This window comes from Nitrococcus mobilis Nb-231 (assembly GCF_000153205.1).
Lineage (GTDB): Bacteria > Pseudomonadota > Gammaproteobacteria > Nitrococcales > Nitrococcaceae > Nitrococcus > Nitrococcus mobilis.
Genome location: NZ_CH672427.1, coordinates 2,269,820 through 2,284,937, shown reverse-complemented (window position 1 = coordinate 2,284,937; position 15,118 = coordinate 2,269,820). Strand labels below are relative to the sequence as shown.

16 protein-coding genes and 1 pseudogene are annotated in these 15,118 nt (G+C 57.4%); 8 read left to right on the top strand and 9 right to left on the bottom strand.

Annotated elements, in window-relative coordinates; all coding sequences use genetic code 11:
• Nucleotides 1–58 precede the first annotated feature (58 nt).
• From NB231_RS10410 to ubiB, 4 genes are read left to right on the top strand one after another with little or no spacing between them, the layout of a single operon-like run.
• Entirely contained in the window at nt 59–454 is a 396-nt protein-coding gene (locus NB231_RS10410) for a gamma-butyrobetaine hydroxylase-like domain-containing protein (RefSeq protein WP_040662211.1), read from the top strand.
• A complete protein-coding gene (locus NB231_RS10405) occupies nt 451–1,224 on the top strand; it encodes a class I SAM-dependent methyltransferase (protein ID WP_005002539.1) in 774 nt (257 codons plus the stop codon). The genes NB231_RS10410 and NB231_RS10405 overlap by 4 nt, the downstream gene beginning before the upstream one ends.
• Before the next feature lie 20 nt (nt 1,225–1,244).
• Complete coding sequence (locus NB231_RS16925; RefSeq protein WP_005002538.1) at nt 1,245–1,883, top strand: ubiquinone biosynthesis accessory factor UbiJ; 639 nt, start codon at nt 1,245–1,247, stop codon at nt 1,881–1,883.
• A complete protein-coding gene (gene ubiB / locus NB231_RS10395) occupies nt 1,880–3,547 on the top strand; it encodes a ubiquinone biosynthesis regulatory protein kinase UbiB (protein ID WP_005002537.1) in 1,668 nt (555 codons plus the stop codon). Before NB231_RS16925 ends, ubiB begins: the two co-directional genes overlap by 4 nt.
• A 91-nt stretch (nt 3,548–3,638) precedes the next feature.
• Here ubiB and NB231_RS10390 read toward each other — a convergent pair whose 3' ends face one another.
• The 3 genes from NB231_RS10390 to NB231_RS10380 form a co-directional block, all read right to left on the bottom strand.
• Nucleotides 3,639–4,205, bottom strand: a complete 567-nt coding sequence (locus NB231_RS10390; RefSeq protein WP_005002536.1) for a DJ-1 family glyoxalase III — start codon at nt 4,203–4,205, stop codon at nt 3,639–3,641.
• Between the two features lie 127 nt (nt 4,206–4,332).
• On the bottom strand, nt 4,333–5,640 hold the full coding sequence (locus tag NB231_RS10385) for a S41 family peptidase (RefSeq protein ID WP_005002535.1): 1,308 nt from the start codon (nt 5,638–5,640) through the stop codon (nt 4,333–4,335).
• 57 nt (nt 5,641–5,697) lie between these two features.
• Complete coding sequence (locus tag NB231_RS10380; protein WP_005002534.1) at nt 5,698–6,855, bottom strand: murein hydrolase activator EnvC family protein; 1,158 nt, start codon at nt 6,853–6,855, stop codon at nt 5,698–5,700.
• 222 nt (nt 6,856–7,077) lie between these two features.
• On the opposite strand from NB231_RS10380, the gene NB231_RS10375 reads away from it, so the two are divergent.
• From NB231_RS10375 to NB231_RS10365, 3 genes are read left to right on the top strand one after another with little or no spacing between them, the layout of a single operon-like run.
• Nucleotides 7,078–7,503 carry a rhodanese-like domain-containing protein gene (locus NB231_RS10375; protein WP_005002533.1) on the top strand — a complete coding sequence of 142 codons (426 nt, stop codon included), beginning with the start codon at nt 7,078–7,080 and terminating at the stop codon, nt 7,501–7,503.
• Nucleotides 7,504–7,560: 57 nt separating this feature from the next.
• Nucleotides 7,561–8,040 carry a protein-export chaperone SecB gene (secB, locus tag NB231_RS10370; RefSeq protein WP_005002532.1) on the top strand — a complete coding sequence of 160 codons (480 nt, stop codon included), beginning with the start codon at nt 7,561–7,563 and terminating at the stop codon, nt 8,038–8,040.
• A 9-nt stretch (nt 8,041–8,049) separates the two neighbouring features.
• Entirely contained in the window at nt 8,050–9,054 is a 1,005-nt protein-coding gene (locus NB231_RS10365) for an NAD(P)H-dependent glycerol-3-phosphate dehydrogenase (protein WP_005002531.1), read from the top strand.
• A gap of 52 nt (nt 9,055–9,106) precedes the next feature.
• Here NB231_RS10365 and NB231_RS10360 read toward each other — a convergent pair whose 3' ends face one another.
• From NB231_RS10360 to NB231_RS20315, 4 genes and pseudogenes are all read right to left on the bottom strand, one after another.
• Entirely contained in the window at nt 9,107–9,580 is a 474-nt protein-coding gene (locus NB231_RS10360) for a tRNA (cytidine(34)-2'-O)-methyltransferase (protein ID WP_198007362.1), read from the bottom strand.
• 32 nt (nt 9,581–9,612) lie between these two features.
• Entirely contained in the window at nt 9,613–10,179 is a 567-nt protein-coding gene (locus NB231_RS10355; RefSeq protein WP_040663798.1) for an endonuclease dU, read from the bottom strand.
• Nucleotides 10,180–10,364: 185 nt separating this feature from the next.
• Complete coding sequence (locus NB231_RS10350) at nt 10,365–11,057, bottom strand: hypothetical protein (RefSeq protein WP_005002527.1); 693 nt, start codon at nt 11,055–11,057, stop codon at nt 10,365–10,367.
• Between the two features lie 224 nt (nt 11,058–11,281).
• Nucleotides 11,282–11,656 (bottom strand): annotated as a pseudogene (locus tag NB231_RS20315) (IS630-like element ISCARN21 family transposase); the annotation flags it as partial.
• Nucleotides 11,657–11,890: 234 nt separating this feature from the next.
• On the opposite strand from NB231_RS20315, the gene NB231_RS10340 reads away from it, so the two are divergent.
• Nucleotides 11,891–12,118, top strand: a complete 228-nt coding sequence (locus NB231_RS10340; RefSeq protein ID WP_005002523.1) for a hypothetical protein — start codon at nt 11,891–11,893, stop codon at nt 12,116–12,118.
• A gap of 178 nt (nt 12,119–12,296) precedes the next feature.
• Here NB231_RS10340 and NB231_RS10335 read toward each other — a convergent pair whose 3' ends face one another.
• Nucleotides 12,297–13,577, bottom strand: coding sequence for a CAP domain-containing protein (locus NB231_RS10335; RefSeq protein WP_005002515.1), 1,281 nt, complete (start codon nt 13,575–13,577; stop codon nt 12,297–12,299).
• Nucleotides 13,578–14,192: 615 nt separating this feature from the next.
• Nucleotides 14,193–15,056, bottom strand: coding sequence for a sulfurtransferase (locus NB231_RS10330; RefSeq protein WP_040662208.1), 864 nt, complete (start codon nt 15,054–15,056; stop codon nt 14,193–14,195).
• Between the last annotated feature and the right edge of the window lie 62 nt (nt 15,057–15,118).

The following is a 15,118-nucleotide window of genomic DNA, read 5'->3' as shown; positions in this document are numbered from 1 at the left end:
GGCTCGGCTTAGTCGGCAGCGCGCCACACTTGCAAGCCGTGCAGAGGAACGATAGACGATGCGCAGACCGTACAGAACGGCAACCGAACGCACCCCGACGGATATTCGTCTGCATCGGCGCGCCCGAATGCTCGAGGTCTGGTTCGATGACGGCAGTCGGTTCGAACTGGCTGCCGAATATTTGCGCGTCTATTCGCCTTCGGCCGAAGTGCGCGGCCACGGTCCCGGAGAGCAAATACTGCAACTCGGCAAAGAGAAAGTCGCCATCACCGCCATCGAGCCGGTAGGTCAGTACGCCGTAAAGCTTCTCTTCGACGACGGCCACTGTACGGGGCTATACTCTTGGGCTTTGCTATACGATCTGGCTACCAATAAGGAACACTACTGGCAGGCCTATCTTGAGGCATTGGAGCAGGCCGGCTGCCCGCGCGATGCCACCGGCAAGGAGGAATGATAGCGGTGTCGAGCGAGCACCCACCAACCCCGGAGGAGACGCACTTCGGTTTTCAGACCGTGTCGCCGACGGAAAAGACGCGCCGGGTAGGCCAAGTATTCGAGTCCGTGGCACAGCGCTACGACCTCATGAACGATCTGATGTCGCTTGGCCTGCATAGGCTGTGGAAACAACAGGCGCTGCGGTTCGCCGGATTGCGCCCAGGGCATCGGGTGCTGGATCTCGCGGCTGGCACCGCCGATTTGAGTCGGTCGATCGCTAACCGAGTCGGCCCAACTGGGTTCGTGATGGCCTGCGACATCAACCCCGCGATGCTCACTCTGGGACGGGATCGCCTAACCGATGCCGGTATCGTTGGCAATGTAGGCTATGCGATTGCTGATGCTGAGCGGCTGCCTTTTCCCGACCAGAGCTTCGAACGGGTCACCATCGGCTTTGGCTTACGCAACTTCACGCATAAAGAACGCGCCCTGGAGGCCATACGGCGCGTGCTGCGGCCGGCGGGTCGGGCCATTATATTGGAGTTTTCATCGCTCTATGTACGACCACTTCGGCCACTCTACGATCTCTACTCCTTGCGTTTTTTGCCTCTTTTGGGACGGTTCGTCGCCCGCGATCAGGACAGTTACCGCTATCTTGCCGAATCCATCCGCAGGCACCCCGACCAACAAACCCTCAAGGCTATGATGGAGGCGGCGGGGTTCGAGGACTGCGACTATGTCAATCTCAGCGGCGGCTTGGTCGCCGTACATCGCGGACATGTATATTAATATTAGGCTGTTAGACGCTCATGGCATTCACAGCGCTGGCCCAACCCGTCCGAGAAACCCTACTGCGCGTGATCGAGGCAGCCGTTAATCGCCTGCTGACCGCAGATCCGGCGTCGCCACGGCGTCTTAGGGAGCTCGCAGGCTACCGGTTAGGTATGGAGCTCACCGACCTCGAGCTCAATTTTCTTATCTTGTTCAGTGAGACAGGGCTTCGGTTCGTCTCGCCGACATCGGCTAGCGAGCCGGCGGCTCGGATACGCAGCAGCTTCGTCGGGCTGCTCGGGCCGGTTATCTCCGCCGATCGCCGCGGTGCCAAAATCGAGTTCTCAGGAGACGTTGGGGTTGCACAAGACGCACGCCGGCTGTTCGCCGATCTCGAGGTGGATTGGGAGGAACAGATCGCTCAGTTCACCGGTGACATCGTGGCGCATCAGTTGGGCCAGGCGGTAAGAGGCTCCACAAGCTGGCTGCGCCGCTCCGGCAAGTCCGTGTTGCAAACGCTCGGCGAGTACCTCACCGAGGAGCGTCGGGACTTACCCGCCGCCGCCGAGGTAAATATCTTCTTCACCGAGGTGAATTGTTTGCATCAAGATGTAGAGCGCCTCGCCGCACGCGTACGGCGACTGCAACAGGGACTCGACCGCGGGGCGGGGCGGTGAGCATTCGACCTGGGCAATTGTTGCGCCTCATCCACATCAATTTCATCCTCATCAAGCACGGACTGGATGAGGTCATACTGGCTACCCACCTGTTGCGCCCGCTGCGTGTGTTCGGCTATCTGATGCCCTGGCGCTGGGTCCCGCGCCAGCACCGGCCTAGAAGTCAGCGCATCCGTATGACCCTGGAAGATCTGGGACCCATCTTCGTCAAATTCGGCCAGATACTCTCCACCCGCCGCGACCTGCTACCACAGGATATCGCCCAGGAGCTCTCTTACCTCCAGGACCGAGTGCCGTCCTTTCCTGGCGAAGTCGCACGCAGTATCGTTGAGCGCGCCTATAATCAGCCGCTAGACGCGGTGTTCGATGAGTTCGAGGCCGAGCCGCTGGCCTCCGCCTCTATCGCACAGGTCCATGCCGCCCGTCTAAAGGATGGCCGCGAGGTGGTAGTCAAGGTCGTACGCCCTGGCATCGAGCGAGTGATCAGCCGCGATCTGCAGCTGCTCTACACAATAGCCTCCCTTGCTCAGCGCTATTGGCCACAAGCATATCGGCTGCGCCCGGTAGAAGTGATCCATGAATTCGACAAAACCATTCACGACGAATTGGATCTCATGCGCGAGGCGGCCAATGCCTCTCAGTTACGCCGTAACTTCAAAGACTCGAATCTCATCTACGTACCCGATATCTATTGGCCTGCCACCCGCACCAATGTCATGGTCATGGAGCGCATCCGGGGCATCCCCATCAGCGACATCGATCAACTCAAAGCCAACGGCATCAACCTCAAAGCATTGGCCGAACGCGGTGTAGAAATTTTCTTCACACAAGTCTTCCGGGACAGCTTCTTTCATGCCGATATGCACCCCGGAAACGTCTTCATCGATCCCAACCATACCGAGGAACCGATGTACCTCGCCGTGGATTTCGGCATCATCGGCACACTCAATCCCATTGACCACCGCTATTTGGCAGAGAATTTCCTGGCCTTCTTCAACCGCAACTACCGCCGAGTGGCCGAGCTGCACATAGAGTCCGGTTGGGTACCCACCGGCACACGCGTGGACGAGTTCGAAGCAGCGATACGCACCGTCTGTGAACCCATATTTCAGCGTCCGCTCGGTGAGATCTCATTTGGGGCGCTGCTGCTCAGGCTCTTTCAGACCGGCCGTCGCTTCAACATGGAGATTCAGCCACAACTGATCTTGCTGCAGAAAACCTTGCTGAACATCGAAGGCATGGGCCGGCAGCTCTACCCGGAGCTCGACCTATGGACTACGGCCAAGCCCTACATGGAGCGTTGGATGCGTGAGCAGCTTGGCATCCAGGCACTGCTGCGCAATATTCGCCATGAGCTACCCACCTGGGGCCGGGAGCTACCGGCCCTACCCGGGCGGCTCGCGCAGGCCATGGAGCAGATTGCCGGTGGAAAACGCCAAATCGATGGCTTGGAGCGGGAGATTCAAGCCATGCGCCTGGTACTCAAGACCAGCAATCGTCGAACCTTCGCCGCCATCCTTGGCGCGGCCCTCGTGGTCTCGGCATTCCTCACTATTGCCTTGGACGGCTACACACCGACCATGGCGGCGGGCGCGCCGCTGCTAAGCTGGATTCTTGGTGGACTCGGCACAATGATCTGGCTCTTCGCCTGGCGTGGGACTTAGCCGCATCCCTTCTGGCCATCCCACAGCGCGTCGGGGACAAATGCTTGGCGCTTACGAGGCCCATGCGTAAGCGGGCCAGGCGGGCTGACCTTCAGCGATATTGCAGCTGCTCGATTGGGCGCTGCAACGGCGCTTCCACCTCCCTCGCCGCGCGCTCACCCAGCAGCAAAGCGATGAGATTCAGTGCAAAATCAAGTGCCGTGCCCGGACCGCGTGAGGTCACTACACGGCCATCCACTACGACAGCCGTCATCTCGTAATTCACGCCTTCGGCCTGGTCCAGAAATCCCGGAAAGCTGGTGACACGCCGCCCCGCCAGTAAGCCAGCCGCCGCCAGCACCTTCGGTGCGGCACAGATAGCCGCAATATAACGCCCGGTATCCGCCTGCCGTCGCAGCAACTGGTGGATTCGTGTGTCGGCTTCCAACCGCGCCGCGCCGCCAGCCCCCCCCGGCAGCACGATCATGTCGAAGCTCTGCTCGAGCACCGCATCGAGCGTCACATCGGGAACCAAGACGACCCCACGGCTCGCCTTCACCGCACCCTCGGCCAGGCCAGCAACCACAACGTCGATACTCGCCCGGCGCAACAGATCGATGACCGTCACCGCCTCAAGCTCTTCGCAGCCCTCGGCCAGCGGCACAAGGACGTGGGCCATATCTTTAGCTACCTCCCCCGTTGCCGCACCAGCCGCTAGTGAGTGCGTCGCCCTATTGGGCACTTAAACTGCACTCCGCACCACTGCCCGCGCAAGGAGCTTCGCCGGCACTGCTCGCCACACTACGCTAACCCGTGTGATGTTTCAGAATGGTCAAACCCTTGAGCAGATTCAAGGCCTCCGATAGCGCATAATCTTGGCTGGCGAGATTTTTCTCGTCCGATGTAGTACCTATTTCCTGCTTTGAATTGGTATTCTGCCCGTTGAGCAAGTGGCGACTGAGATCCGCCTCGGTGAGCATGCCCACGCCGCTATCGCCTGCTTTAGTAAGCTTGAGATGGGCCAAGGCAACATCGGGGACGATGCCTTCGGCCTGAATGGAACGCCCGTTGGGCGTATAATAGCGCGCCGTAGTGAGCTTGATGGCGGCGCCGTCGCGTAGTGGCAGAATGGTTTGTACTGAGCCTTTGCCGAAAGTCTTGCTGCCCATGATCACCGCACGCTTGTGGTCCTGCAGTGCACCGGCGACGATCTCCGAGGCGGAGGCCGAGCCGCCATTGACCAGCACGACCATGGGTGCGCCGGCTATGAAATCGTTCGGAGTGGCACTGAAACTCATATCGGCGCTGTCGATGCGACCCTTCGTATAGACGATCCGCCCTTTGGTGAGGAAAGCGTCGGCGACCTCCACCGCTGCATTGAGAACGCCACCGGGATTATTGCGCAAATCCAGCACCAGACCTTGCAGCTTGCCATCGCTCTGCTGCTTCAAGTCGTCGAGCGCATCGGCTACATCTTCACCCGTATGGGACTGAAATTGAGTAATGCGCAAGTAAGCATAGCTGGGTTCCAATATCCGAGATTTAACACTATCGACTTTGATTACGGCGCGTTTGATCGTTACGTCGAAAGGTTTATTCTCGCTCTCCCGAACCACCGTCAGCTTGATGGTCGTCCCCGGTTTGCCACGCATCACGCTCACCGCATCGCCCAACGTCATCCCTTTCACCGGTTTACCGTCGATGCGAATGATCAGGTCCCCGGCTTGAATACCCGCCCGCGCGGCCGGCGTGTCATCGATGGGAGCAACCACTTTGACAAAGCCATTCTCCATCCCGACCTCGATGCCAAGCCCCCCGAATTCACCTCGCGTCCCCACTTGTAGATCTTTATATTCTTTTTTGTCCAGGTAAGCCGAGTGCGGGTCCAAACCAGAGAGCATGCCGCGGACCGCGTTTTCCAATAGTGTTTCATCCCGCACCGACTCGACATAATCTTGTTTGACACGAACCAGCACCTCGGTGAAGGTACGCAGTTCACCCAGCGGCAGTTCCGCTTGCGGGGCCCGCTGAGCGCACGCGCTCTGGCCGAATGCAGCGAAAAGACCGAGCACAGCGCCGACGCACAGCGCATACAGGAACTTGGTGACTCGCATATCCACTCTCTTAATATAGACCTCTATCGCAACACGCTGGCAACGGCTCGCCACAGCTCAACCATGCTGCCCTACGGGCCGCAGCCAAGCCAGCGGGTTTTCGGGTTTACCGCGTACGCGCACTTCGAAATAAAGTCCGGCATGGCTCACTCCACCGCTGACGCCCACCGCGGCAATAATCTCTCCGGCCTCGATCCAATCGCCAATCCCTTTGTATAGGGATTGATTGTGGCCGTACAGAGTCATGTAACCGCCGCCGTGATCAATGATCAGCAGCAGCCCGAGACCACGCAACCAATCGGCGAAGACCACCCGCCCGCCTGCAACAGCATGCACGGCGCTGCCCTCCGCCGCAGCAATAAACACACCCTGCCAAAGCACCCCGACATCGCGTTCGGCACCATAATGAGCGGCTAGTTTGCCCGTCAGAGGCCAAGCCAGCTGCCCTTTACGGACTCGAAACGGCCGCTCGCCCGTGTTAGCAGCGGGAATATCGGCCAGTGTACGCAAGCGCTGCACTAATTTCGTCAACTCCGCCGCGTCGGCTTGCAAGCGCTGCAATCGTTGCCCTTGATCCGCCATATGCCGGCGCAGCTGTCGCAGCAACACAGCCCGTTGCCGGCGATCACGCTGCAGATCTTTTTGCCGTACGATACGCTGGCGCTTGAGTTCTTCGAGTTGCGCGAGTTCGACCTGCAACTTCTGCTCGAGCGAGTCCATCGATTGCAACGCCTGCACGGCCTCCTGGATACGTCGGCCGCGCGCCTGCCGGAAATATTCATAGTAGACCTGCACCCGTTCCAAGCGGTTCGGATCTTCCTGGTTCAGGATAAGACGCAAGTATTGATCACGGCCAAGCGCATAGGCCGCTACGATCTCCCGCGCTAGATACGTGCGCTGCTGCGTCAGCCGCCCGGAGTTGCGCTCATAGCGGGTTCGTAGCTTGGCAATCCGGCGGCGCTGTGCCTGAACAGCGACCGCCAACTCATGCACGCCGGCGGCCGCCCCGCCGATGTCCTCATCGAGGCGCTGCAGCTGCTGCGTGAGACTGTCTTCACGTCGCTGATCACCACGCAGCTCGGCACGAATACCGACAATCTCCGCGCGCAGCTTCTCAAGCCGTTCGGCTTTGCTATGATACCCTTCGCCGGCGGTGATATCCGTGAACAGGAGCAAGGCCAGCATGGCCGTTATCAAGCCGGCCCATGTTTGCATGCAATATGATCTCTGCTCAGACACCTTTGACAGTACATTTCATCATTTCATCGCCGGCTGACGACAGTATAATGCCCAGTCTAGCAAGTCCCGTGGAACAGCCGAAACAACTCGGCTGGCACAAGTACATCGGGCTACGGGTAAGGCTGTCTGCACGGGTGGTTTGCACGTGCAATGACCGGTGGCCGTCTTTTATAGCATTAACGAGCCCAACGATCGCCTATGGAGCATTTGTTCGAATTTATCGGCAACCACTGGGCGCTTTCTATCGCGCTCGTGGTGATCACCATAGCCATTATCGCCAATGAGGTGCTTTTGCTGCTTCAGGCGGGTCACGCCTTGGAGCCGGAGCAAGCTACTCAATTGTATAACCGCGATGATGCCGTATTCGTCGACCTGCGCGGCGAAAACGCCTACTTGACGGCCCACCTGCCGGGTGCCGTGAATTTGCCGCTCGCTCACATGGATCAGCAAACGGAAAAACTCCAACAATACGCCGGACGTCCCGTGATCCTCTACGATGAGGCCGGTTATCAGGCCCGCAAAGCTGGCACGAAGCTCAAAAAGCTGGGCATGGAAAATGTGTATCAACTCAAAGGCGGTATCGGCGCTTGGCGGGATGCCGGGCTACCGACGAAGAGCAAATAGAACGTGCTGGTGATAATGGAAATGGAAATGGAAATGGAAAAGGGAGTGTAGCGGAGTATGACTGAAGCAGACGCCAACACCCAAGCAGGCGAGGCCCAACAACAGTTCATCATTCAAAAAGTGTATCTTAGGGATGCCTCGCTAGAGATACCCAACGCCCCGGGAATCTTTCGTTCGGAATGGCGTCCGCAAGTTAACGTCGAGTTGAATACCGAACACCAGGCACTCGATGAAAGCGCTTATGAAGTGATCGTCACCATTACAGTAACCACCAAGCTCGATAGTAAAACGGCTTATCTCTGCGAGGTTCATTTGGCTGGAATCTTCATTATCGTGGGGTTCGACACCCGAACGCTGGATGGTCTGCTCGGCAGCTATTGCCCTACGATTCTGTTTCCCTATGCCCGTGAAGCCATATCCGACCTCTCCAATCGAGCCGGTTTCCCAGGCATAGTTCTCGCGCCGGTGAACTTCGACGTTCTCTACGCCCAAAAGCAAGCCGAGCAACAGCAACGCCAGGCGAGCGAACCCCAGTAGCACGGGCTCATGCAGTATTCCGATACGATCAGTGTCGTCGGTGCGGGCTCTTGGGGAACCGCTCTCGCACTGGTTCTCGCACGCAACGGTTACCGCGTTTACCTCTGGAGCCATGACCCCGACCATGTAGAACGCATGTCTCGGGAGCGCGCCAACCTCCGCTATCTCCCGGATGCCCCATTCCCAGCTGAGCTACGGCCCGTCGCCGAGCTGGAAATCGCTCTGCGTGACGTGCAGGAGGTGCTGGTGGTAGTCCCCAGCGCCGTCTTCAGCCGAGTACTCGAGCAAATGGCACCGCTGCTTGCCAAGCATGCCCGCGTCACCTGGGCAACCAAAGGGCTCGATGCCGACACCGGGAATCCCCTGCATTGCACAGCCGAACGCCTCCTTCCGGGGCGCGCCCTGGCCGTGCTCTCGGGGCCAAGCTTCGCGCGTGAAGTGGCCAAAGGGCTGCCGACAGCCGTCACGGTAGCCTCACGAAATGTGGCGTTCGCCCACGAGCTTGCCGACGCTTTTCATAATGAGAGTTTCCGCGTCTATACCAGCGACGACATGCTCGGGGTAGAGCTCGGGGGGGCGGTGAAAAACGTGCTAGCCATCGCCACCGGGATTGCCGACGGGCTCGGGATGGGCGCCAATGCTCGGGCGGGTCTCATCACACGCGGGCTTGCCGAACTGCGTCGCCTTGGCCGGGCGATGCAGGCACGGTCAGAAACCTTCATGGGACTCTCCGGTATGGGAGATCTCATCCTCACCTGCACCGACGATCAATCCCGCAATCGCCGGATGGGACTCGCCTTGGGCCAGGGCATACCGGCTGCGCAGGCCTTGCAGCAAATCGGCCAAACCGTAGAGGGTCTACAAACCACTGCGGATGTCCACCGCTTGGCAAGGCGAATGGGCGTCGAGATGCCCATCTGCGAGCAGGTCCATTTGGTCCTGTCACAGCACCTCAGCGCAAAGGCGGCCGCCGCCAACCTGATGCTCCGAAAGCGCAAATCAGAACTGGATTGAAGACAGTGTGCGCTTTGATTCTCGGGGGCAATGCCTAACGAGGCTTCGCCTGCTAGAGCAGTTCCTGCGTTCCGGCAAAACCGAGCTGCCGCCAGGCCTCGAAAACGGCGACGGCAACGGCATTGGAGAGATTGAGGCTGCGGTTTCCAGGGACCATCGGCAGGCGCAACACGGCCTTTGGATCGAACGCCTCGAGCAGGTTGGGCGGCAGGCCTCGGCTCTCCGAACCAAACAATAAAGCGTCACCGGGCTGAAAACGAACCGCGTGAAAGATACGCCGCGCGCTGGCGGAAAAGGCGAATATCCGCATCGGCTGCACCGTGCGGCAGAAGGCAGCATAGCCGGCATGCTCTTCTACCCGAGCGTATTCCCGGTAATCCAGGCCCGCGCGACGCAGCCGGCGATCGTCCATATAAAAGCCAAGCGGGTGAATCAAGTGCAGCCGCATACCGGTATTGGCACAGAGTCGGATCACGTTGCCCGTGTTGGCAGGAATCTCCGGCTCGAGCAGAACGACATGCAGCAAAGTGGCGTTCACGTCGGTAAGGCTATGTTCGATCATACCCGTTGTTTAGACCACCCGCCGGCCAGCGCACCGGCAATGAGATGGGCAGTACGCAACGGCTCCGGAATCCGACTGTGCAGAGCGAAACGCTCGAGCAAGGCCTGCGCCTGTGCCAATGTCAAACCCACGCGTTGGACATGAACCGCAACCAGGGGCTCCATGGGCCCAAGCCGTTCGATTAGCTGCCACTTCCGCCGTCCACCCGACACCCGATGCAACAAGGCTTCCCGGATAGCCGGCCGATCCGGCGCCCGTCGAGCTACGACCAATACGGGAAGGCTGAGCGACTCGGACAGCTGTAGCACATCGATCACGTTAAACCCCGCCAGCGCTACCCCTTGCAGCAGAACGCATTGCAGCTGCGGCGCAAAGCGCGACTGCCGCACCATCCGCACCAGCTCCCGCGTGGCATTGGCACCGTCGCGACGAACCCGCCCACACAAGACCCCCTCCAACCGGGCTCCACTGAAAACAGCGCCAACGACGGTCACATCGCCGCGGTGCTCGCTCGCGAATGAGGCGTCGTCAAAACCGATCACGTGCGATAGACGACCATCCATCTTGGCTACCTCGGCGATAAAGCTCATAAAGCGATGTCGATCACCTTCCATCCCAGGCGCGATGGCACCATACTTCGCTGCGACTTCTGAGCATGAAAGTCATGTGATTTTCTATCGGGAAGACGACAACCTGTAGCGGCGGACCATAGACGAGATCGGGCACGTCGTGGCGTCGGTTTATTCCTTCATTCTCGATTCTCGACAAAACTCCAGAAGTCCACCAGTCCCCCGGGTGTCTCCAGGGAAAGAAAAAACCGTTGTCCATGACCAACGGGGCGTGACAGCCAGGCCTTAGCTGCGTCCAAGTCTTTCGTCGCCCAAATAAATGCTGCGGCTATGTAGGGTTCATCGGTCAGCCAGAAACGCAGGTCTGACGATGTTACCCGAACCAGAGAACTCATGACCCGTGCGTAAAACTGCCATAGCCCCCGATACAGCCACAGCACGTCACTGCGCTTGGTCAGTCCACGCGCGTCGGCAAATTCGCTGAGCAGGTCCAGATGCAACAGACTGTCGAACACCGACGAGTAGGCGGAAAGCAGATCGTTGGTCGCATCGTAGCTGCATCGTACCTTCTTCAATTTTCGGGCATATCTGGCATGAAACTCCTGCAACTGCCAGAGAATCTTGCTTCGACCAGTCTTGGTCTTCCATTGATAATCCTGAATCGCGTTTTTGAGCTCTTCTTGAACCTCCTCCACCTCAAGTGCGACCCCGATAATCGATTGAGAGGTGTTCCAGGCGAAGCGGAACCGTTCGGCCACCAGAGTATTCTTGGCCCGAATGGCTTCGAGCATGACCGAGAGCTCTTGCTCTGAGCGATTCAAGGTCGCCTTCGATAGGCTTTCAAGACCCCACTTCAGCAAAAGGTCATACATATTTGTCTGGCCTCTCTGACAGTCGATCCATACGAGAACATGGAGGTATGGCGTCTAACCATAATGGCCTTGGGGCGGGGCACTAGTACTTCGTTTCGTTAAAACGTTTGCTCTCATGTCATTTGGAAGTCGAAGTTCTTCCATTGGAAGCGCACTGGATGAGCGCTCATCTCTTCGATGCCTTCGAGGATTTGCTGGCGCAACTCGTCCAGCGACGCGTGTGCGTCGCGCCGTTCGAGGTAGTAGCCCACCCGGTGGGGCTTGAGCTCGTGGGCATCGAGGATGCGCCAGACCGTAGATTTGCCCGCCTGCGACAACCGTGCAAAGCCCACATCGCCAACGTGGGCTGCGACATATCCAGCCAGCGCCGAGATCGTCCACAGCTCAGCGGCCAGTCTCACATCCTTGGGCTTGCGACAAGCCAGATCGACCACCCACACCTTGGCTGCCTCTCTGATCTGCGGAGCATGCGCACGGTGATACCGATCACGAAGCCCACTCACCACGCCAACGGCAAGCGCCTTGTCGATGCACTTATAGGTCGTCGGCCTAGAAACACCCACCGCGCGCTGAATTTGCGTGGGCGACTTGCCATCGGCGTCGAGCGCGTCCCGGAACGCATCATACGTCCAACCGGCGACCTGGAAATTATAAAGGAGGCTACTGGTCTCAATGCCAATACCTTTGGTGCCCTCACCGTTGCATCTGTTCAGTACCGAATCGAGGTGACAAATATGGGACAGCGGCGGCCGAAAACGTCGTCGCACAAGACCTCATAGAAGCTTCACGTTCCGAATCTGTCAGTCAATGAAGCGACGTTCACGGTCAGTCACATGGGGACGCTGACTTTGGTCAATGAAACCAACACCAGCCCAGAGCTCGAGTCGGTGATTCCGATGCTACTCCCATCGGAGACCGCAATCATCGAGTTTTCGGTAACTGCGGCATTGAACCCAGTTTACCCTGTAGACTTCACTAACACCGCCAACGTAACCAGTGATTTGCTGGATTCCAACGTGACCAATGACACCGCGATTATTATCACGTCGCCTCCTCCCTGATCTGCAAACACGCTGTTACAAGTTTGAGAGCCCGAGGCACGGAAATCCGGATAGAGGGGACGCCTCACGGTGCCCCTTCCGATATCATCGGGCCTATGGGGCCGTATCACGGTGGTTCAGTAAGCTTGAATGCTCCCGCACAGACCCCTCTATACCATTGAAATAACCATTATAAGAATCAGATTATGAAAAAATCTGAGTTTTGGAGTGAAAGACCTGGCATCAATTGAGCGAATTGTTGAGCATCTGCCCCGCCGACCGCGTCGGTGTCGAAATAGAGGGCACCAGTTTGATTGTCGTAAATTACCTGATCCGTACTGTCGTGCGCCTCAGTACCAATATGAAATGCTGAATTACTCAGCCTGCCAGTTTGCAAACCGGAGAAGATGCTGTTTTCCAGTAAAATAAAGTCATCTATTGGTGAAAAATCAGTAATTTCATCCTCGGCGTTAGCAAACGGCGCATCAAATACAAAGAGATCACGGCCTGAGCCTCCAGTTAAAATATCGGCACCCGCACCCCCCCAAAGTAAATCGTTGCCGTTGCCCCCCTCGATATGGTCATTACCAGCGTTGCCGAATAGTCTATCCCTGCCGCCCAAGCCAAAAATTTCATCATCGCCGGAAGTTCCGTGCAGGGTTTCTGATGTTAAGGTACCGGTTATCGTATTCAATTGCGGTTCTGGTGTCGATTCCGGAGTTGGTTCGGGTGTAGGCTGTGGAGTAGATATCGGCGTATCGCCACTGGTTGTGGGATCGACAAGATCCAGTTTTACATTTTGGTTACCAATGCTGGTTTGAAAGCTTGTTGTAGCAAACCCATTAGCAGAAAAGCTCACCGTGTAGTCGCCGCTGGCGAGTTCCAGTGCATAACCACCAGCCGGATTTGTTGTTGTAGTTTCAACTGCACCGGTCAAATTATTTTGGGCGTTGATAGTGAAACCACTCAGTCCTTCACCAATATCATAATGCTTGTCTCCGTCCTGATCATCGAAGGCAACGCCGGTCAGGAATGAATCAGATGCGGTGCGAGCGAAATTTTGTGTTACAACCGCACCCTCGAAACTGTCGAATTGGCCGACTTCAAAGCCGATCCCGATTTCTCGGTAGGAGTCATTTAACAAGTTCGCACGATGCCCTTCGGAGTTCATGAGCATATTATGTAATTGCTGCACTTCATCCTGCAGTCCTTCAGGTGCTCGAATGCTCATCCCGGCGATGTTTTCTGCCCAAGCCCAGGAGCCTGTGAAATTATAACCTGCTGCCTCCATGCGATCACCTGGACTCGAACCATTTGCACCGGTATGAGAAAACGTGTCGGTTTCGATCATCCATGAACTATGATTCTCAGATGATTCGTTTAAATCACCATCGAAAGCAAGTGGTTGCACCCCAGCATTGGTGCGTTCGGCATTGATAAGTTCAAGCATAAATTGTTCGTAGGCATTGGCTTGTGACATAAGAACTCCAGCTATATCTTATATGTAGTTACATAAAGTATCATTCTAATAAAATTCTGATTAATTTATCTATCATTTCAGAGGAATACAAAATTTATATAAATCAATAACCTGAGCATTGGCCTTTACTAGCGTAGCGAATAAATCAACGTTTTCTGATACCCTAGCGCGCTCGTATCTGCATAGTCGTATTTTGGAAATTTATAAGCACCATAACCTCTATTTTCGTCCGATAAAACCAACTATATTGCGGTAGTCCACATCAACTGGCGGCTGTCTATTTGCTCCGCAATCAGGCGCGCAGGCGCGCTTCCCCAACATGCACGGGTCGTCAGACCGGATATCATCCTACTGGAGGGCTTCCGACGCGAGCTTCTTAAAATCTAAAGCAAGCCTCATTTTTTTCAAATTCACTTATCGTTTCTTTAGAGCCTAATGCCTTGCCATACTTTATGTAGCATCTGCTGCTGAAACCAGACGAATAATATTGGCGGTATTAAATACTAAAAACACCTCGATGCCCTTTAGCAAGGGCCCAATTTCATTGCGCGGACCCGACTCTATTACTGAAATACATGATAGACGGCCCGATCAAGGTTCGGCCGTAAAACCATGTTAGGCGAGCGGATCGGCGGCTGCATTCCCGCGGGCAACGGGCCGGACTGGGTCTCTTATCCACTCGCTCCAGGAACCAGGGTAGAGCCGCATCCCGGGCCATCCGATATGCTCCAACGCCAAGACGTGGTGACAAGCCGTGACACCCGAACCGCACATCGCAACCAACCCCGCGGCACCGCCGGTTGGCAGCAGTTCGCTCCAGGCCGCCCGCAACGAGTGCGGATCGAGGAAACGGCCATCCGAGCCTAAATTGTCAGGGAACGGTCGATTGTAAGCCCCGGGGACATGTCCGGCGACCGGATCGATGGGCTCCACATCGCCCCGAAACCGCTCGACGACCCGAGCATCGATGATCCGATAGCGCGTACGCTCCCGGGCGAGGGTGTCGGTGTCGATCGTCGGCATCGCCCCGGCTCGGCCCTGGAAGTCGGCCGACCGAAGCAGCGGCCGATTACGGCTGATCGGATAACCCAGCGCCTGCCAAGCGAGGAAGCCGCCGTCGAGCACCGCCACGGCGTTATGGCCCAACCAGCGCAATAACCACCACAACCGCGCAGCAATTGCGCCGGGACCGGCATCGTAGGCCACCACCTGGCTGGCATTGCCGATCCCTTGGCGTGCGAGCCAATGCATGAAGGCGCTGGCATCCGGAAGCGGATGACGCCCGCTGTGCGCCGTGGTGGGGCCGGATAGATCCTCCTCGAGGTGCGCATAGTGCGCGCCGGGGATGTGCGCCATCGCATAGGCGCGACGGCCGGCTTCCCCGTCGGTCAAATCGAAACGGCAGTCAATGACGGACCAAGCAGGATCGGCAAGATGCTCCGCCAAGGCACTGACCGGAATCAGGGTGTTCCAGACCATGTTGCGCTCCCTTTGCGGCAGGACCGACAATAAGCGCGCCGGCACGCAACTCGATACGGCCG